The organism is Arthrobacter sp. RCC_34 (assembly GCF_041360795.1).
Classification (GTDB): domain Bacteria; phylum Actinomycetota; class Actinomycetes; order Actinomycetales; family Micrococcaceae; genus Arthrobacter_E.
In genome coordinates this window covers 520,516-539,343 of record NZ_JBFUPW010000002.1, presented here as the reverse complement: position 1 = coordinate 539,343, position 18,828 = coordinate 520,516, and the positions used below count along the sequence as shown (strand labels likewise).

The following is an 18,828-nucleotide window of genomic DNA, read 5'->3' as shown; positions in this document are numbered from 1 at the left end:
CCTTCGGGCTCCGTCGATTCCTCTCTGCCGGTCCGGTCGGTGGCTCCGGCCCCTCCCGTCAGCCGGAGCAGGAGTATCCTCCAGGCGGATTGTTGCCGTCCCGACCCGGAAAACCGTCCTCCTGAAGGATGATCTCGCTGCATTTCCCCTTTTTTGTCAGACCCTGTTCACTAGGCTGGATTCCATGCTCCTGACGCTCATCAAGCGCTACTCAAAGCCTTATCTCGGCCAGATCCTGGCCGTGCTCCTCTTCCAATTGGGCTCCACCATCGCGGCCCTCTACCTTCCCAGCCTGAACGCCCAGATCATCGATGAGGGCGTTTCCAAAGGCGACACCGACTACATCTGGCGCACCGGCAGTGTGATGCTGATGGTGGCCTTCATCCAGGTCATCTGTGCCATCTTCGGCGTCTACTTCGGTTCGAAAGCCTCCATGGCGATCGGACGCGATCTGCGCCGCGGCATCTTCCGCAAGGTGACCAGCTTCTCGGCCAAGGACGTCAACAAGTTCGGCGCCCCCACCCTGATCACGCGCGGGACCAACGATGTCCAGCAGATCCAGATGGTCGTCCTGATGGGCCTGAACTTCATGGTGTCCACCCCGATCATGTGCGTCGGTGGCATCATCATGGCCCTGAAGGAGGACATCAGCCTGTCCTGGCTCGTGTGGGTCTCCGTGCCGATCCTGGTGGCCGTGGTCGGTTACCTGGTCGTCCGTCTCATGCCGCTCTTCCGCGGCATGCAGGGCAAGATCGACCGCATCAACGGCGTGCTGCGCGAGCAGATCATCGGCATCCGCGTGGTGCGGGCCTTCGTGCGCGAACCCTTCGAGAAGGACCGGTTCGGCGTCGCCAACCAGGACCTGACCAACGTCTCGCTGAAGATCGGCTCCCTCTTCGTGCTGATGTTCCCGGCCATCGGCATGATCCTTCACCTGTCCACGGCCGCGGTGCTGTGGTTCGGCGGACAGCGAGTGGACCAGGGCAGCATGCAGGTCGGCTCGCTCACCGCGTTCCTGTCCTACCTTCTGCAGATCCTCATGGCCGTCATGATGGGCACCTTCATGGCCATGATGATCCCGCGCGCTTCGGTCTGTGCCGACCGCATCGGTGAGGTGCTCGACGTCGAACCGTCCATGAAGGAGCCGAGCGACCCGAAGCAGCCGGCCGAGCTGGCCGGCCGCGTCGAATTCCGCGACGTGACCTTCGCGTACCCCGGCGCTGAGGAGCCGGTCCTCAGCAACATCTCGTTCACGGCGGAGCCCGGCCAGACACTGGCGATCATCGGTTCCACCGGCTCCGGCAAGACGACGCTGGTCTCCTTGCTGTCCCGCCTCTACGACGCCGAGTCGGGCGAAGTGGTCCTGGACGGGGTGCCCGTTCCGGAGCTGGCCCGTCAGGACATCACCCGCCGAGTGAGCATGGTGCCACAGAAGCCGTACCTGTTCTCCGGCACCATCGGCGACAATCTGCGGTTCGGCCGTACCGAAGCCGACGACGAGGACCTCTGGGCGGCGCTCCGTGTGGCGCAGGGCGAGGACTTCGTCCAGGCCAAGAGCAAAGGCCTCGACTCCCGGATCTCGCAGGGGGGCACCAACGTCTCGGGTGGTCAGCGCCAGCGCCTGTGCATCGCGCGGGCCCTCGTGAGCCGGCCCAAGGTCTACGTGTTCGACGATTCGTTCTCGGCTCTGGACGTGACCACCGACGCCAAGCTCCGCGCCGCGCTCAAGAAGCAGACGTCGGATGCCACGGTGATCATCGTGGCGCAGCGTGTCTCCACCATTACCGAGGCGGACCAGATCCTCGTCCTCGACAACGGCCGGATCGTGGACCGCGGGACCCACCAGGAGCTCCTGTCCACGAGTCCCACCTACCAGGAAATCGTTGAGTCCCAGCTGAGTGCCGAGGAGGCAGCATGAGCGGCGACAGCAAGTTCGCAGGTCGCGGCAAGCGCGGCAAGGGCGGAGCCGTGACTGAAGACACCGCGGCCGCTCCCTCCGTCACGCCCGACGACGACGGCGTCGAGGAGCAGGAGTACCAGCCCACCGAGGCCGACGGCGGCATGTTCGGCGATGTGCCGGCCAAGAAGGCCAAGAACTTCTGGCCCAGCGCCAAGCGCCTCTTCGGTCTCCTGAAGCCGGAGGCCGCGGGCGTCTGGTTCGTGGTGGTCCTGGTGGTCATTTCGGTCGTCCTCAACGTGATCGCGCCGAAGGTGCTCGGCAAGGCGATGGACGTCATCTTCGCGGGCGTGATCGGCAAGCCGCTTCCGGCGGACGTGACCAAGGACCAGGTGGTCCAGGGGCTGCGGGCGTCGGGACAGAACAACTTTGCGGACATGGTGTCCAAGATGGATCTGGTTCCGGGCCAGGGCATCGACTTCCAGCAGCTGAGCTTCCTCATCGCCTCGGTGCTGCTCATGTACTTCGCGGCGAATCTGTTCCTCTGGGCTCAGGGTTACATCCTGAACCGCATCGTCATGAAGGTGGTCCGCCGCCTGCGTGACGACACGGAGGCGAAGCTCAACCGCCTACCGCTGAACTACTTCGACACCCGTCAGCGCGGCGACATCCTCTCCCGCGTGACGAACGACGTCGACAACGTCCAGCAAGGCCTCCAGCAGGCTTTCTCCCAGCTGGTGTCCTCCGTGCTGACGGTGCTCGGCATCGCGGTCATGATGTTCGTGGTGTCGTGGCAGCTCGCGCTGATCGCCCTGATCGCGCTGCCGCTGTCCGGCATCGCGGCCGGTGTGATCGGCAGCCGCAGCCAGAAGCTGTTCGCGGCCCAGTGGAAGAACACGGGCGATCTGAACGGCCAGATCGAGGAGTCCTTCTCCGGTCACGACCTCGTCCGGATCTTCGGTCGCGAGCAGGACATGCTGGAACGCTTCGACGAGAAGAACGAGTCCCTGAACAAGGCCGCGTTCGGCGCGCAGTTCGTGTCCGGCATGATCTTCCCGGTCATGCAGTTCATCTCCTACCTGAGCTATGTGGGCATCGCCGTCGTCGGAGGCCTCCGGGTCGCCGCTGGCCAGATGTCGCTGGGCGATGCCACCGCGTTCATCCAGTACTCCCGCGAGTTCAGCCAGCCGCTGGGCCAGATCGCCGGCATGGCGAACATGCTCCAGTCCGGTGTGGCGTCCGCTGAGCGCGTGTTCGAGTTCCTCGACGCCGACGAGCAGGACGAGGAGACCGCCACGGAGCACCTCCCGGCCAAGACCGACGGGCACGTCGAGTTCCAGAACGTGAGCTTCAGCTACACGCCGGACAAGCCGCTCATCGAGGACCTCTCCTTCACTGCCGAGCCCGGCCACACCGTGGCCATCGTGGGGCCGACCGGTGCGGGCAAGACCACCCTGGTGAACCTGGTCATGCGGTTCTACGAGCTGAACTCCGGACGGATCACGTTGGACGGGGTGGACATCACGCACCTCAGCCGGGCGGAACTCCGTTCCAAGATCGGCATGGTCCTCCAGGATGCGTGGCTCTTCGGCGGCACCATCTACGAGAACATCCGCTACGGCAACCTCGACGCCACCGAAGACCAGATCATGGCGGCGGCGAAGGCCACGTTCGTGGACCGCTTCGTCAGGGCACTCCCGGACGGCTACGAGACGGTGATCGACGAGGAAGGCAACAACGTCTCCGCGGGCGAGAAGCAGCTCATCACGATCGCCCGGGCCTTCGTGTCCGACCCGTCGCTGCTCATCCTGGACGAGGCCACGAGCTCCGTCGACACCCGGACCGAGCTGTTGCTGCAGAAGGCCATGGCCGCGCTGCGGACCGACCGGACCAGCTTCGTGATCGCCCACCGTCTGTCGACCATCCGGGACGCCGACACCATCCTCGTGATGGAGGACGGTCGCATCGTGGAGCAGGGCAACCATGCACAGCTCCTCGCCAGCGAGGGCGCGTACTACCGCCTCTACATGTCGCAGTTCGCAGGCGGCATCGAGGAGGAGGAAGAACCCGCCGCGGTAGGCGCCGGCGAGTAATCAGCAGGACATCATGTCCCGGCGTCGTACAGGTTCTGATCTGCGCGACGCCGGGGCATGACTTCGCTTCAGGGGTTCAGATCAGACGGTCCGTCGGGCACGGAACGCAGGAAACACCGAACACCAGAAACACCGAACACAGGAAACACCGAGCACAGGAAACGCAGGGGAACCGCATGTTGCTTGAGATCGCCGTCACCTCGTCCAGCGGAGTGGCGATCGCCGCCCAGGAGGGGGCGCACCGGGTCGAGCTGACCACGGCTCTGGAGCTCGGAGGGCTGACACCGTCACAGGGGCTCATGGAAGCCGGCATGGAGGCGGCCGGGGGAGCGGTCGAGGTTCACCCGCTCATCCGCTGCCGTCCCGGCGATTTCCTCTATTCCGCAGAAGAGCTGGATCTCATGGAACGGGAGATCCGCACCTTGATGAGCCAGGGCGCCGCTGGTGTGGTGGTCGGAGCTCTCACGGCCGACGGCGAGATCGACCATGAGGCGCTGCTCCGATTGTCCGCGGCTGCTCGCGGCGTGCGCGACGACGCGGAGCTGACCCTCCATCGGGCGATCGACCAGGTGCGCGACGCCGAGACCGCCCTGGACACCGCGATCGGCCTGGGCTTCACTCGGGTGCTGTCCTCCGGTCAGCGGCCGACGGTCGCTGCGGGATTGCAGCAGCTCGAGGGGATGCGCCGCCATGCGCAGGGCCGGATCCAGATCATGGCCGGCGGAGGCTTGTCCTTGGAGGACATTCCGGCGGTGCGGGCCGCAGGGCTGGACGCCGTCCACCTGTCCGCGAAGAAAGTGATCTCGACCGCCCGGGGTGAGGCCGTCTCCCTGGGAGCCGCGGACGGCACGGACCCGACCGCCTACCTCGTGACCGATGCCGAGGTGGTCCGGGCGGCCCGCCAGGCCATCGACGGCTGAACGCAGAGGCACGCCGGGCACAAGCGATGACGGATTATGACAGAAATTCTCTCTCGAGGTCACAATTCGCCTTTGATTGACACTTCAATGCTTGAGGTCTCAAGTTTTGCGGTCCGAACCACCTCTTTCTGAGACTGGGTCGGGCCGGATCCAGTCGGGGACCGACGGGTGTTCGTGCGGAAGTCTTCATCCTTCGCCGTCCTACGTCGCCAAATGTCGCGGTTTTGCGGCGACTCGCCGAAGAATCGTTGGACGTTTGCGGGTCACGAAGATTTTCACAAAAGCCTATGGAAATCCGAGTCACTACCTGTAAACTGGTGTGGTCGAAGTGTTTGGCACTCAGCAGTTCAGGTAGTACCGTGGCGTCCTCGCCCATCTTTCTGAAGCATGGTTGAAGCATCCACTCGCCGGGTCTCATATACCGGGGATCCGTAAACCTTCAGTAAGGAAAGTTAGAAAGACATGGCAACAGGCAGCGTCAAGTGGTTCAACGCGGAAAAGGGCTTCGGCTTCATTGCACCTGAGGATGGTTCCCAGGATGTGTTCGCGCACTACTCCGCAATCAACAGCAACGGCTACCGTTCTCTCGAGGAGAACCAGCGCGTGTCGTTCGACATCGAGCAGGGCCCCAAGGGTCCCCAGGCCGTGAACATCACCGCTATCTGAGGTTCGCTGAAGAGCCCGATGCCGATCAGGGCAGGGCACTCCTAGAACTTTGAAAGGGCCGGTCGCAGAAGCGACCGGCCCTTTCGCGTGCCTGCGGTCGTCCGCAGCGGGCCGGCGAGGCCACATCGGACGAGACCGGCGGAGGCAGACCGCGCCGGATCGACCCGGCCCGCCGGCTTGGAGAAGCCCCTTCCGTTCGCCGACGCCAGACCCACCCGGGCCACCAGCGCTCGACCCGGCCCGCCGGAGAAGCCCGACCCGGCGTCGCGCTCTCAGGACAGGGCGGGGCTGACGGCGCCAGCGCCGGCCAGCCGCGGACGCACGCCGAGGCCGTGAACTGTCCAGCCGGCCGCCGACCACTGAGCCGCGTCGAGAGCATTGCGGGTGTCCAGGAGGAGTCGGCGACGCACCACTGCGGCCGTGCGGACCGGGTCGAGGGACCGGTACTCCTCCCATTCGGTGGCGAGCACCACCAGTTCGGCCCCCTCGAGCGCGGCCATCGGGCGGAGCTCGAAGCGCAGCTGGGGGAACCGCAGCCAGGCGTTGTTGATCGCTCGCGGGTCGGTCACCGTGACGTGGGCGCCCGCTTCGGCCAGCCGTACCGAAACATCCATGGCGGGGGAGTCCCGGATGTCGTCCGTGTCCGGTTTGAAGGACGCGCCCAGGACCGTGATCTGCCGGCCCGCCACGGAACCGCCGAGGAGGTCTGCCGCCGCGTCGACGCTGCGCAGACGCTGTGCCTGGTTGATTCCATCCACCGTGCCCATCCAGTCCTCAAGGCTGGAGACACCGAGGCTCCTCGCCTGCGTCCGCAGACTGCGGATGTCCTTAGGCAGGCATCCACCGCCGAAGCCCAGCCCGGCGTGCAGGTACCGCGCGCCGATCCGGGGATCCAGCCCCATGGCCGAGGCGAGTTCGACGACGTCGGCGCCCGCGGCGTCACATAGCTCGGCGATCGCGTTGATGAAGGAGAGCTTCGTGGCGAGGTAGGCGTTGGACGCCGACTTGATCAGCTCCGCCGTCGCGTAACTGCACACGAGACGCGGCACGCCGGCCGAAAGCAGCGGGGCGTAGACCTCGTCGAGCGCCCGCACGGCGGCATCGCCGCTGCGTCCCGCGACACCGTAGACGAGACGGTCCGGGACCAGGGAGTCCTTGACCGCGGTGCCCTGCCGGAGGAACTCCGGATTCCAGGCCAGGACCAGATCATCACTCTGAGCGACGAGCTCACCCAGCATGTCCACCGTCCCGACCGGGACGGTGGACTTCCCGGCCAGCACGGCTCCTGCGGGTGCGTGGGCGACCACTTCGCGCGTGGCGGACAGCAGATAGCCCAGGTCAGCACCCTCACCAGTCTTGGACTGGGGCGTCCCGACGCACAGGAAATGCACCTCACAATCGGCCACGGCGGCGAAATCCGAGGAGAAGGACAGCGAACCGCTCGCCGTCCCGTGAAGCAGCAGCTCGTCCAGGCCGGGTTCGTAGAAGGGGGACTGACCCCGGGAGAGCTGACGGACCTTCGCCTCGTCGGTGTCGATGCCCACCACCTGGTGGCCCATCGAGGCCAGCGTGGCGGCATGAACGGCTCCCAGGTACCCGCAGCCAATGACGGAGATCTTCATGTTCCGGCTCCTCTGCTTCTCAGCGGTTCTTCTTGGATGGTTCGGTGCGATGCTGTGCCCAGGGCGCCGTCGCCGTCTGTGCGCGGGGACTCCGGAATGCGGCGGGCGGTTCGACGAGCGAGCGGGCCCAGGACCGGACGGCGCCTTCCCGCGCGGCCGCGCGCAAGGCGAGGCTTGGCGCGGGGAGGCGGGGGACCCCGGCGTCGCGGGCGGCCTCGTAATGCGTCACGAGTTCACGGCCGATCGCCTCCCAGGTCCGGCCCTGCACGCTCTGCAGCGCCGCGCGGGCGAACGCCTGCCGCTTGACGTCGTCGCCGAGCAGATCGGCGGCATGGCCGCGGAGCTGAGCGAGGTCACCCGGCTGGTACAGCCAGCCGGTCCGCGAGTTGTCGACGAGATCGAGAGGGCCGCCACGGCCGGTCGCCACGACCGGCACCCCGGATGCCATGGCCTCCTGGATGGTCTGGCAGAACGTCTCGAACTCGCCGGGATGAACGAAGAGGTCGAAGGAGGCCACCAGACGGGCCAGGTCCTCGCCGCCCTGGAAGCCGGTGAAGACGGCGTCCGGCAGGAGCTTCTCGAGCGCTTCGCGCTGCGGGCCTTCGCCGACGATCACCAGGCGGGTCCCGGGCAGGTCCGCCAGGACCTGCAGATCCTCCACTTGCTTCTCCACCGCGAGCCGGCCGACGAAGCCGATGATGCGCTCGCCGTCAGGGGCTACGGAGCGCCGCCACGCGTCGTCGCGCTTGGAAGGGTGGAAGCGCCGGGTGTCGACGCCGCGTCGCCAGAGGTGGACCCGCGGGATGCCGCGGCCCTGCAGCTGGTCCCTGGCGAAGGTGGACGGAGCCAGGGTGCGGGAGGAGAGGAGGTGGATGTCCTCCACGCGCTGCCACGCCCAGTTCTCCAGGAACGGCACCCCGTAGCGTGCCGCGTAGCCGGGGACCTCCGTCTGGTACACGGCGACGGTCGGGATCCCCAGCTGCTGCGCGGCCTGCACAGCCCTCCAGCCGAGCACGAACGGGGAGGCGAGATGCACCACGTCGGGGGCGAAACCGGCAAGGATTCTCTTGACCCGGTTGACACCTCCCAGGGCCACGCGCACGTTCGTGTAGCCGGCCAGGGGGACCGCGGGCAGCCGGTGGACGGCCGCTCCGGAGACCTGCGAAGGAGATTCCTCGGCGCCGGAGGAGGGGGCGATGACCAGAACGTCGTCGCCCCGTTCCTGAAGATGATCCAGAACCCTCAGGATCGAGTGCGTCACACCGTTCATCAAGGGCAGGAAGGACTCTGCCACGATTGCGATCCTCACGCTTTCCACGGTGCGCGCCGCTCCTGACCGCGGCGCATCCCTGAGCTGGCCGGAAAGGAAAGCTTGGGTTAACGGGCAGTCCGGACCCGGCCGTCCGACGTCGGCGCCTCACGCCTGCGCAGCCCGTGGCGTGGCAGGATGGAAGGGATGAAATTGCGTGCAGATCAGAGCGGAAACCGTGGCCTTCCCATGCCCTTGTGGCTGCAAGGCGGGCTCGAGGCCGCCCAGGCCGCGATCATCTCCGCGCTGCTCGTGCTGCTGCCCGTGCTCTGGGTGTGGGCGACCGGAGGGTTCGGTCCCACCGGCCCCGACTTCATGGCGCGACTGGCCGGGCAGGCCTGGCTCCTCATTCACGGGGTCCCGCTGAGCGTCCACCTCTATGCGGGGAATGCCACGTCACAGGATCTGGGCGGACCGCTGACCCTCCTGCCATGGGGGCTTGCTCTGATCCCGTTCGCGCTCTCCTGGCGTGCGGGCAAACGCCTGGCCCGCGCCTCCTACTCGGACCAGCTCTGGCAGGCGGCGCTGGGCGCCTTGCTCGTCTACGGTGCGTTCTCCTTCGCCACCGCCTTCGTCTGCGGCACGGTGGACGTGCGGATCAACCTGGTGCAGGCGGCGCTGATCCCGCTGCTGCCCGTGTTCCTCGGCCTGGTCCTCGGAGCGCGGCGCGAATCCCGCTCGTGGTCCCGGCTGATCGGGGTCGAAGCGGTCGACTGGATCTCCCGGACCAGTCAGCATTCGCGCTGGGCGGGCTCCTACCTCTGGACCGTGGTCCGCGCCGGCTTCCTGGCGGCGATGGCCTCCCTCTCGCTCGCCGCGCTGATGCTGGCGGTGACGCTGGTGGCCCACTGGGCCGACGTCGTCAGTGTCTACGAAGGCCTGGGAGGCGGCATCCCCGGCGGCGCCGGGCTGACCCTGGCGCAGCTGGGCTATCTGCCTCATCTGGTGGTGTACTCGCTGGCATGGCTCAGCGGAGCGGGCATCACCCTCGGGGTGGGCTCGACCGCCGGCGCGCTCGGCACCGCGGTGGGACCCGTCCCGGCGGTGCCGGTCCTGGCGGCCCTCCCCACCGGCCCCCTGCCCTTCGGCTTCGTGGCGCTGCTGGTACCCGTCGTGGCGGGTGTCCTCGCCGGGTGGTGGTTCCTCCGCGAGGGTGAGAACCACTTCGACGAGTGGCTCTCCATCCGGGTCAAGGCCCGCTGGTTCACCATGCCGGCGTCCACCCTCGTGCTGGCGGCGGCCGTCGGCGTGGTGACCGGTGCGGTCGCGATGGTCCTGGCCTGGATGACCAGCGGATCGCTCGGCCTGGGCCGGCTCAGTCACCTGGGCGCGCCGCCGCTGCAGACGGCGCTGTACGTCGGCTGCGAGGTGGCGATCGGCGTCGTGATCGGACACTCGGTGGCGCCGTGGCTGGAACGCGAGCAGCTGAGCAGGTTCGACGACGACGCCCCCTCCCGCCGCCTGAGCGAATCGTTCTCCGCGAGCAAGTCCGCCGACTGAGCGGACGGCGCTGCCGGCGCTCGCAGCGCTGACCGCGCCGACGCCGCCGGGTGGGGTGCCGCAGGACATCCTCGCAGGTGACCCCCAGGAAACTTTCAGGACGTCAGGTGCACAATTCCTTGGGCGGACGTTCAGGCCGCCCGCGACGGAAAGGCCACCGGCATGGAATTCTTCAAACACCTGCTCAACGCGGACATCCTCGGTGACGGCTTCCTGCTGGTGTGGTCGGTGCTCAGCGCCGCCGTCGCGCTCTACCTGCTGTTCAAAGAGTGGAATGTCCGCTGGTTCGTGAAGGCGCTCATCGCCCTCGTGGCGGGGGCCGGGCTCGGATGGCTCGTGGCGTGGTGGCTGATCACGGTCCAGGACGCTTTCGGCGACGGCATCATCCTTCCGGTGTGGCTGTGGTCCGCCGCGGTGTTCGCCGGCCTGGCCCTGGCCGTGCTGAACCTCAGGCGCAGCCGCTGGTGGCGCAGGGCCGTGGCGGTGGTCGGAGTCCTGCTCTTCACCGCGACGGCGGCGTTCCAGATCAACGCGGCATACGGACTCAATCCGACGCTCGGTGCGCTGCTGAACATCAACACCGCGAATCCGCTCGAGGTCGCAGGCAAGGATCACTGGAAGAGCGAGAACCTCCAGCGGCCCCTCTACGAGGAATGGAAGGCTCCGGCGGATCTGCCCGCCGTCGGGCAGATCGGCACGACCCCCCGGTACATCCCCGCCGCGCATTCCGGCTTCCCGGCCCGCTGGTCCGCCCTGTATCTGCCGCCCGCCGCGCTGGTGAAGAACCCTCCCCGGCTGCCCGTCATCATCTTCCTGATGGGGCAGCCCGGCCACCCCGACGCGCGGCTCATGGGTTACGCGGTCAACGCTTACGCGGCACAGCATCACGGGCTGGGACCGATCGTGGTCGGTGTCGACCAGTTGAGCGATCCGAATCTGGACCCCCTGTGTCTCGACACGGCCATGGGCAAGGTGGAGACGTACATGATGAGGGACGTCGTGCCGTGGATCAGGAACAATCTGCCGGTGCGCGAGGATAGGAAGGACTGGGCGATCGTCGGCTACTCCAACGGCGGGTCCTGCGCGGCCTATTTCGGATCGAAGTACCCGCAGGTGTTCGGCAGTTTCGCCGGTCTGGGCGCCGAGGCCTTCCAGGGCTCGGATCACAGTGCCGAAGTGCTCCGCGACGTCTTCCACGGTGACCAAGCGGCGTACGACAGGGTTAAACCGATGAACATCATGGCGAAGCGGGCCCCGTACCGGGACACCCGGGCGATCTTCACCGCAGGCCAGAACGACGGCGGCTTCCTCCCCGCCGCTCAGGCTTACACCGCGGCGGCGAAGAAGGCAGGCATGGACGCCTCGCTCTACATCGTCCCCCACGGCGACCACTCCCACACCGGGCTCGACGGCGGGATCGAGAAGACCCTGCAATGGCTCTACCCGAGAATGGGCCTGGCCGCACCGGGAACCGTGCCGTATGTGGCGAGCCTGACGCTGCCCTGACGCAGCCCTGAGCGGATTCGGGGCGGCGATCCGCACTGGATACTCTTGGACCATGCGAATTGTGGTCTTGGTGTCCGGGAGCGGATCGAATCTTCAAGCCGTCATCGATGCGGTGGCACGTGGCGAGCTGGACCTGGAGATCGCCGCCGTCGGCTCCGACCGCCCCGACGCCTACGGCCTCGTCCGCGCCCGCGAAGCCGGGATCCCGGCGTTCACGGTGAACTTCCGTGACTATGCGGACCGTGCGGAGTGGGACGCCGAACTGACGCGCGCGGTGTCGTCCTACGCCCCGGATCTCGTGCTGTCCTCCGGCTTCATGCGGATCGTCTCCGCGGCGTTCATCGACACCTTCCAGGGCCGCTACCTCAACACCCACCCCGCCCTGCTGCCGGCGTTCCCCGGCGCGCACGGCGTCCGGGACGCGCTCGCGTACGGGGTGAAGGTCACCGGCTGCACCGTGCACTGGGCCGACGCCGGCGTCGACACGGGCCCCATTGTCGCGCAGGAAGCCGTGACGATCCTCGACGGCGAGACGGAAGCCGAACTGCACGAACGGATCAAGGTCGTGGAACGTCGGCTGCTTGTCAGCACACTGTCAGCGATTGCTCAGCACGGCTTGCTATAAATTACAGCGCGCGCCTCAGAACGCACCCATTGTTCTTGATGGGCCGACGCGCATCGAGCGTCGGAACACTGTGCTGAGGAGCGGCCATGGACTTCTGGAAACATGTCCTGAACACGGTCGTCATCGGCCCTAAGTTCCTTCTGGGCTGGAGCGCGCTGAGCGTCGTCTTCCTGCTGTATCTGGTGTTCAAACACCGCAAAACCCGGTGGTTCTTCTACGCTGCGGGCAGCCTTCTTCTGGGTCTGGGGCTCGGCCTAGGCTTGCTCTGGTACCTCCAGGACGTCGACAACACCTTCGGGGAGCCGTTCCTGAAACAGGTGTGGATCTGGGCTCCCGCGGCCTTTGCGGGCGTCGCTCTTGCCATCCTCAACCTCAAGGGAGGCCGCTGGTGGCGCAGCGTGGTCGCAGGAGTGTCCGCCGTGGTCTTCCTCGTCACCGCGGCGTTCCAGATCAACGCCGCCTACGGGCTCAACCCGACGCTCGCCTCCCTACTGGACATCGACACCGCAAACGTCGTGACGCTGAGCCCACGCAGCACATGGGATACCTCGGACGCATCACAAGCCCTGTATAAGCGATGGGTGGCGCCGACCGGGATTCCCACAGAAGGGCAGCAGGGCAAGACCTTGGCGCCCATCCCGGCGACGCATTCGAACTTTCCCGCGCGCCGTTCCGGCCTTTACCTGCCGCCCGCGGCGCTCGTGAAGAACCCGCCGCTCTTGCCGTTCGTGATCATGATGATGGGGCAGCCCGGCAGCCCGGATCCCACCTCGATCGCCTCGGTGGCCGACGCCATGGCGGCGAAGCACCATGGCCTGGCGCCCGTGATCCTGGTCGTGGACCAGTTGGGCGATCCGATGAAGGATCCTCTCTGCCTCAACACCTCCCGCGGACAGGTGGAGACCTACGTCATGAAGGACGTGGTCCCATGGGCACGGGCCAACCTTCCCATTCAGCAGGACCGCCGGTTCTGGACCTTCATGGGGTACTCCAACGGCGGTGTGTGCGCGGCCTATTTCGGCACCAAGTACCCCAAGGTGTTCGGCAGCTATGCCTCGGTCTCGGGCGAGGAGTTCCAAGGATCCGAGAAACCCGCCTACACCCTGGCCTCGGTGTTCAACGGCGACCAGGCGGCGTACAACGCGGTCAAGCCTCGCAACATCATGACCGCCCACCACCGCTACGCCGACACCGTCGCCGTCTACACGGTCGGCAGCGAGGATCCGAGATACCTGGCGGCGGCGAAACGGTCCGTGGCGACCGCGCGGTCCGTCGGGATCAACGTTTCCTTCCGCGTGATACCCGGCGCCGGGCACGTCGGGAACGCCGTCGTCGGCGGGCTGAGTGAGGCCTTCGGCGTCCTCTACCCGCGGTGGGGGCTGTCAGCCCCATGAGACGTTTCGTGAGCAATGCAGGACCGGCCTGGCGCGCGGTCGACAGAGTGGACAGGGTCAGTCAGTGAACGATCAGACGAACCCGGGCGCCGACAGCCCGGAGACGCCGCGGACCGCGGATTCCGACGCCGCGCTCGCAGGATCGGCGAACACCGGTCCGGGAGCGGGTGCCGCAGCCGATCTCCTGACGCAGCCGCCCACCGGCCGTCTGCGGGACACCAAGGAGTGGCTGGACGGCTTCTTCCGCCGTATCCCCTTCTCCTTCCTGATGGCCGCGGTCTTCCTGGCCACCAGCATCCTCAGCTCGACGGTGTTCCACGGTGACACCAACGCCATCAAGGACTCCTGGGGCCTGGGCGTGGACACCACCCTCGACGCCGGACAATGGTGGACCCCGCTGTCCGCCCTGCTCATCCCGCAGGACGTCATGGGCACGGTGGTCGCGATGCTCGGCGCCGTGCTCCTCCTCGGCCTGGCCGAGCGGACGCTCGGAACACGGAAGGCGGCGCTCGCCTTCTTCGCGACCGGTCTGATCGCCGGAACCCTGGGCGTGCTCTTGCAGTGGCTGGGCACCCTGACCTGGGAATGGTGGTCCACCGGGGCGTCGACCGCCATCACGATGGACCCGCTGACCGGTGTGATCGGCGCGATCGCCGCCGCGACCGGTTCGATGGGCGCCTTGTGGCGCCGTCGCATCCGGGTGGTGCTGTTCGCGTTCATGCTGATCTTCCTCCTGTACTCGGGTGACCCGGAGGATCTGTACCGGCTGGTCGCGGTGCTCGTCGGCCTGCCGCTCGGTGTCCTGCTGGCGCCGCGCAGCAAGCCGCTCACCGTGAAGGTGCTGCACAGCTCGCACCGTGAGACGCGCACCCTCGTGGCCGCCGTCGTGCTCGTCACGGCCGTCGGACCCATCGTGGCGTTCCTCGGCAGCACCGATCTGACGCCGTTCGCCTTCGGGTCCTATCTCTTCATGAACGACCCGGTCGACCCCTCCACCCTCATGGCCGTGTGCCGGGGGGACATGCCGATCACCCGCCAGTGCATCCGTCAGCTGGCGCGGCTCGGGTCCCAGGGCCCGGGCATGTTCGTGATGTCATTCGTGCCGGTGGTGCTGCTCGGCCTCGCAGCCTGGGGTCTGTACCGCGGCCGCCGCTTCGGCTGGTGGCTCGCCGTGAGCGTGAACTCCGCCATCCTGCTTTTCGCGCCCGGCTCTTTCGGCGTCGTGCGCGTCATCGCCCAGGGCGGCTCGCCGTCGCACCGTCCCTTCGACGCCTCGGAGCTCGTCATCTGGGTGGTCACGGCGGCACTCGTGCCGGTCGGCTCCCTGATCATGCTGGTGGCCACCCGGAAGCACTTCGGGATCCGGGCGCCCCGCGGGGCGGTGCGCCGGTTCTGGCTCGTGCTCGGCGCCGGATTCGTGGTGCTCACCGCGGCGTACATCTTCTCCGCCCTCGCGAATCTCGCCGCGATCGTGCCGCACACCAACCCCTGGCAGGTCATCCTCGAGGCGCCGCGGCGGTTCATCCCGCCTCACTTCCTGGGGCGTCCGACGCACGCGGTCATGCCGCGGCATTCGGCGGTCAGCTGGGCCTTCCAGTGGTGCGGCCCCGTCTTCTGGGTGCTCTTCGCCGCTCTGGTGGTCTGGGTCCTCTCCCGGTCGCCCCGCCTGGCCATGGCGCACGACGCCGACGCCTTCCGCGCGCTCCTGCGGCGCCACGGCGGCGGCTCGCTCGGCCACATGGGCACCTGGGAGGGCAATACCCCGTGGTTCACCCGGGACGGCGAGGGAGCCCTCCCGTACCGTGTGGTGAACGGCAACGCCATCGCCCTGGGCGATCCCGTGTGTGCGCCTCACCGGGCGGAGGAGACGATCCGGGACTTCCTGGCGTTCTGCGACGAGCACAACTGGACCCCCGTGTTTTACTCGATCCACCCGCAGTATCTTCCGGTGTTCGAGGAGCTCGGTTGGCACCACATGTCCGTGGGGGAGGAGACCGTGGTGCACACGGCCGACTTCTCGATGAAGGGCAAACACTGGCAGAGCGTCCGGACTGCGCTTAACAAGGCCGTCCGCGAAGGCAAGACCACGGTGTGGACCTCATGGGCCGAGCTGCCCTTCGCCGCCACCACGGAGATCGCGGCCATCTCCGAGGCCTGGGTCGCGGAGAGCGATCTGCCGGAGATGGGCTTCACCCTCGGCGGGCTGGACGAGCTCCGCGACCCCGACGTCAGGCTCATGCTCGCGCTCGCCGAGGACGGCCGGATCGAGGCCGTCACGTCCTGGATGCCCATGTACCAGGACGGCGAGATCATCGGGTGGACGCTCGACTTCATGCGCCGCTCACCGGAGTCGTTCAACGGGGTCATGGAATTCCTGATCGCCTCGGCCGCCCTGCATATGCGGGACGAGGGATGCAGCTACATGAGCCTCTCCGGTGCGCCGCTCGCCACCAAGCCGGCCGCGCCCGGCGCCGAGGAGCCCGAGGAGGTCGCCGGCATGGACGTCTTCCTGGCCTGGCTCTCACGGACCCTGGAACCGGCGTACGGCTTCAGTTCGCTGTTCCGGTTCAAGGCCAAGTTCCACCCCGAGTACGTCACGCTGTCCATGGCGTACCAGGACGTGCTGGCTCTGCCGGGCATCGGCGTCGCGCTGGGCAAGGCGTACCTGCCGGACGTCTCCACCCGGGAGGCCGTGGCCCTGGCCAGGAGCCTGGGCCGGAAGGACTGAGTCCGTTCTGGTGCCGGCCGTCGTCGTGATGCCGCAGGTGACGCTCCAGTCACGACGACGGCGGCGGGGCACCGCCGTCAGTCAGCCCAGACGTCGGGACGCGGTTTCCGGGGCCACGCGCGCCATCGCGGCGACGGCCAGCACCACCAGCAGCGTGGCGGCCAGGAAGGTGTTCGCCAGGCCCCACTGCGGCCAGAAGTAGCCGGCGAAGAGCAGCGGGCCGAAGCCGGCGCCGAGCCGCGAGATGGTGGATGCCCAGCCGAAGCCGCTGGCCCGCAGGGACGTCGGGTACAGCTCCGAGACGTAGGTGTACAGCACGGGGATGGCGATCTGCACGACGAAACCGAACACCAGGAGCCACAGCACCGCCTGCACGGGATCGCCCAGGGAGAACGACACCAGGACCAGCAGCAGCCCGGAGAGCGGTCCGGTGACGCCGAGGATCCAGCGCCGACCCACGCGCTCCACCAGAAGCGCCGCCACGAGCACGCCGAGCAGGCCCACGGCGGCCATCCCCGCGGTGGTGAGGAAGGCCCGGAAGTCCGCGAACCCGGCGCCGATCAGGATCTTGGGCATCCAGGTCAGCGACAGGTAGTACACCAGCAGGATCGTGAGGAACAGGGCCCAGGAGGTGGCGGTGATCCGCCAGTCGAAGCGCCAGAGCGCGGCGAGCTGATCCCAGACGCCGCGGGCCGTGAGACGGGGGAGCGGCCGTGCCTCGGGCAGGGTGTAGGGGCGTTCCGGGGCTCCGGTGTCCTCCACCAGCCGGTCGATGACGGCAGCCGCCTCCCGATTGCGTCCCTTGTTGACGAGGAAGAGCGGTGACTCCGGGACGCCGCGCCGGATCCAGAACACCAGGAACGCCGGGAGCACCATGACCAGCATCGTGAGGCGCCAATCGTGCCAGGTCCCCACGAGCCACGCCGAGATGACCCCGCACAGCGCGGCTCCGAGAGGCCACCAGGCGTCCATGGCGGTGAGGACCCGGCCACGGTGCCTGGTGGGGGTGAATTCGCCCACCAGGGCGTAGTCCACGGGGATGCAGCCGCCCAGCCCGAAGCCGGCGAGGAAGCGGAACGCGCAGAACCAGGCGAAGTCGGGGGCGAGAGCGCCGGCCACCGTGAACAGGGAGAACATCAGGAGCGTCGCCGTGAAGGCCTTCTTCCGCCCGAGGGTGTCCGCGATGGTGCCCCAGAGGAACGCCCCGAGAGCCATGCCCACCAGATTCGCCGTGCCCACCCACGCGGCGTCCGCGGGACCGAGGCCCCATTCCTTCCCGACCAGGGGGATGAGGATGCCGTTGAGGGTGACGTCCCAGGCGTCGAACATGAAGCCGAGGCCGCCGATGAGGAAGATCTTCCCCTGCACGCGCCAGCGCCAGGGCAGCTCCTGGATGAGCAGGTCACCACGGGGGACGGTGGGGTGGCTGTTCATGATGTCCTGACGGCTCCTTCATGTGCTCGGGGTCGCCGTGGCCCGTCGCTCAGGTGCAGCTGCCGGCGTGGAGCTTCTTGGCGATGGCGTCACTCTGGGGCGTCATCCGGTATTCCGGATGCGGGCTGCCTTCGAACGGCTGGAGATCATCGTACGACGCGCCGAGGAAGAGGACGGCGTAGGAGTTGGTCACGGCCTCCACGGAGCCGCCCGCCCGGGCCGGTTGCGGAGTGCCGCAGATCTGGGTGATCCGGTAGTGCGAGAGCTCGTGCTTCATCACGCTCACCACCGCGGGGGAGTAGAACACCTGGGCCGCGCCCGCCGTCGCCCGGTTGCCGTAGATGACGCGAGGTGCGCCGGTGCAGAAGGACGCGACGACATACTGATCGGGTTCCTTCGAGGTGGGGCAGCTCTCCTTCAGCTGGGCGAAGTCCCAGTTCACCGACAGTCCGAAGCTCCGCACGAGTGCCTCGGACGAAGGGATGTACGAGCCTTCGGCATCCGCAGCGGGGACGAATGCCCGTGCGAGCGCTTCGAGCCGGGCGTTCTCCTTCTTCGGGGAAGCCGTCCCGGCGAAGGCGTGGGCCTTGCCGGTGGACGGGTCCGTGAACCGGCCCTTGAGCCCCAGGGGAGCCTGGGCCAGGTAGTTCTTCTCAAGGGTACGCACGGTACCCAGCACGGCGGTCATGTCCTTCCGCAGGGCCGACTGGTCGTCACTGCTGCGGTCGCCCATCTTCTGCAGTGCGGCGAGCCGGTCGCTGAGATCCGCCTGGAACTCCAGGACGTAGTCCCGGCCCGCCGGGGTTCCGGGCAGGAGGAAGCCGGGCTTCTCCGTCTTCGCCGCGAGGGCGTACCGATTGACGGTGTTCCGGGTCTCCGCCACCGCGGCGTCGTATCCCGGCAGCTCCGCCATCAGGAACCGGGGCGGGGCGGGGGTTGCCGGCCCGGCCGTGAGCGCCGGGCGGAGGACGTCCACCCCGACGACGGCCAGCAGTCCCAGCACGCAGACCGCGACCAGCGCGATCACGAGCCCGGTGCGCCGTCTCGTCGGCGGGGATGGCGGTGGGGGTGCGTACGACGGCGCGTGGTCCTCGGCCATCTGCCCGTAGGCCGGGCCGGTCACCTCCATCGCCG

Annotated in this window: 13 protein-coding genes; 9 read left to right on the top strand and 4 right to left on the bottom strand. The window is 67.7% G+C overall.

The window, feature by feature from the left end; genetic code table 11:
• Positions 1-184: 184 nt before the first annotated feature.
• From AB6732_RS11160 to AB6732_RS11145, 4 genes are all read left to right on the top strand, one after another.
• On the top strand, positions 185-1,918 hold the full coding sequence (locus AB6732_RS11160; protein WP_370960018.1) for an ABC transporter ATP-binding protein: 1,734 nt from the start codon (positions 185-187) through the stop codon (positions 1,916-1,918).
• Positions 1,919-2,061: 143 nt separating this feature from the next.
• On the top strand, positions 2,062-3,990 hold the full coding sequence (locus tag AB6732_RS11155) for an ABC transporter ATP-binding protein (protein ID WP_370960124.1): 1,929 nt from the start codon (positions 2,062-2,064) through the stop codon (positions 3,988-3,990).
• A gap of 176 nt (positions 3,991-4,166) precedes the next feature.
• A complete protein-coding gene (locus tag AB6732_RS11150) occupies positions 4,167-4,910 on the top strand; it encodes a copper homeostasis protein CutC (protein WP_370960017.1) in 744 nt (247 codons plus the stop codon).
• Between the two features lie 462 nt (positions 4,911-5,372).
• Entirely contained in the window at positions 5,373-5,576 is a 204-nt protein-coding gene (locus AB6732_RS11145; protein ID WP_066214383.1) for a cold-shock protein, read from the top strand.
• A gap of 272 nt (positions 5,577-5,848) precedes the next feature.
• Here AB6732_RS11145 and AB6732_RS11140 read toward each other — a convergent pair whose 3' ends face one another.
• Both AB6732_RS11140 and AB6732_RS11135 read right to left on the bottom strand, forming a co-directional pair.
• Entirely contained in the window at positions 5,849-7,198 is a 1,350-nt protein-coding gene (locus tag AB6732_RS11140; RefSeq protein ID WP_370960016.1) for a UDP-glucose/GDP-mannose dehydrogenase family protein, read from the bottom strand.
• A 19-nt stretch (positions 7,199-7,217) separates the two neighbouring features.
• The gene (locus tag AB6732_RS11135) at positions 7,218-8,507 is read right to left on the bottom strand and encodes a glycosyltransferase family 4 protein (RefSeq protein ID WP_370960015.1); all 1,290 of its coding nucleotides are present in this window, start codon (positions 8,505-8,507) and stop codon (positions 7,218-7,220) included.
• Positions 8,508-8,654: 147 nt separating this feature from the next.
• On the opposite strand from AB6732_RS11135, the gene AB6732_RS11130 reads away from it, so the two are divergent.
• The 5 genes from AB6732_RS11130 (at position 8,655) to AB6732_RS11110 (ending at position 16,260) form a co-directional block, all read left to right on the top strand.
• Complete coding sequence (locus tag AB6732_RS11130; protein ID WP_370960014.1) at positions 8,655-10,007, top strand: DUF6350 family protein; 1,353 nt, start codon at positions 8,655-8,657, stop codon at positions 10,005-10,007.
• Positions 10,008-10,169: 162 nt separating this feature from the next.
• A complete protein-coding gene (locus AB6732_RS11125) occupies positions 10,170-11,513 on the top strand; it encodes an alpha/beta hydrolase-fold protein (protein ID WP_370960013.1) in 1,344 nt (447 codons plus the stop codon).
• A 52-nt stretch (positions 11,514-11,565) separates the two neighbouring features.
• Complete coding sequence (purN, locus tag AB6732_RS11120) at positions 11,566-12,138, top strand: phosphoribosylglycinamide formyltransferase (RefSeq protein WP_370960012.1); 573 nt, start codon at positions 11,566-11,568, stop codon at positions 12,136-12,138.
• Between the two features lie 86 nt (positions 12,139-12,224).
• Complete coding sequence (locus AB6732_RS11115) at positions 12,225-13,532, top strand: alpha/beta hydrolase (protein WP_370960011.1); 1,308 nt, start codon at positions 12,225-12,227, stop codon at positions 13,530-13,532.
• A 64-nt stretch (positions 13,533-13,596) separates the two neighbouring features.
• Positions 13,597-16,260: a phosphatidylglycerol lysyltransferase domain-containing protein gene (locus AB6732_RS11110; RefSeq protein WP_370960010.1), complete on the top strand. Its 2,664-nt coding sequence runs from the start codon at positions 13,597-13,599 to the stop codon at positions 16,258-16,260.
• 81 nt (positions 16,261-16,341) lie between these two features.
• Here the strand turns inward: AB6732_RS11110 and AB6732_RS11105 are convergent, their stop codons facing one another.
• Both AB6732_RS11105 and AB6732_RS11100 read right to left on the bottom strand, forming a co-directional pair.
• Complete coding sequence (locus AB6732_RS11105) at positions 16,342-17,694, bottom strand: MFS transporter (RefSeq protein WP_370960009.1); 1,353 nt, start codon at positions 17,692-17,694, stop codon at positions 16,342-16,344.
• 49 nt (positions 17,695-17,743) lie between these two features.
• Positions 17,744-18,823 (bottom strand): hypothetical protein, encoded by a 1,080-nt coding sequence (locus tag AB6732_RS11100; protein ID WP_370960008.1) that lies wholly within the window; start codon positions 18,821-18,823, stop codon positions 17,744-17,746.
• Between the last annotated feature and the right edge of the window lie 5 nt (positions 18,824-18,828).

Excerpts from the sequence above, each read along its gene's own strand:
- AB6732_RS11140 (WP_370960016.1), bottom strand. The coding sequence starts at position 7,198 with ATGAAGATCTCCGTCATTGGCTGCGGGTACCTGGGAGCCGTTCATGCC.
- AB6732_RS11100 (WP_370960008.1), bottom strand. The coding sequence starts at position 18,823 with ATGGAGGTGACCGGCCCGGCCTACGGGCAGATGGCCGAGGACCACGCG.
- AB6732_RS11130 (WP_370960014.1), top strand. The coding sequence starts at position 8,655 with ATGAAATTGCGTGCAGATCAGAGCGGAAACCGTGGCCTTCCCATGCCC.
- purN (WP_370960012.1), top strand. The coding sequence starts at position 11,566 with ATGCGAATTGTGGTCTTGGTGTCCGGGAGCGGATCGAATCTTCAAGCC.
- AB6732_RS11105 (WP_370960009.1), bottom strand. The coding sequence starts at position 17,694 with ATGAACAGCCACCCCACCGTCCCCCGTGGTGACCTGCTCATCCAGGAG.
- AB6732_RS11115 (WP_370960011.1), top strand. The coding sequence starts at position 12,225 with ATGGACTTCTGGAAACATGTCCTGAACACGGTCGTCATCGGCCCTAAG.
- AB6732_RS11155 (WP_370960124.1), top strand. The coding sequence starts at position 2,062 with ATGTTCGGCGATGTGCCGGCCAAGAAGGCCAAGAACTTCTGGCCCAGC.
- AB6732_RS11125 (WP_370960013.1), top strand. The coding sequence starts at position 10,170 with ATGGAATTCTTCAAACACCTGCTCAACGCGGACATCCTCGGTGACGGC.
- AB6732_RS11150 (WP_370960017.1), top strand. The coding sequence starts at position 4,167 with ATGTTGCTTGAGATCGCCGTCACCTCGTCCAGCGGAGTGGCGATCGCC.
- AB6732_RS11160 (WP_370960018.1), top strand. The coding sequence starts at position 185 with ATGCTCCTGACGCTCATCAAGCGCTACTCAAAGCCTTATCTCGGCCAG.
- AB6732_RS11145 (WP_066214383.1), top strand. The coding sequence starts at position 5,373 with ATGGCAACAGGCAGCGTCAAGTGGTTCAACGCGGAAAAGGGCTTCGGC.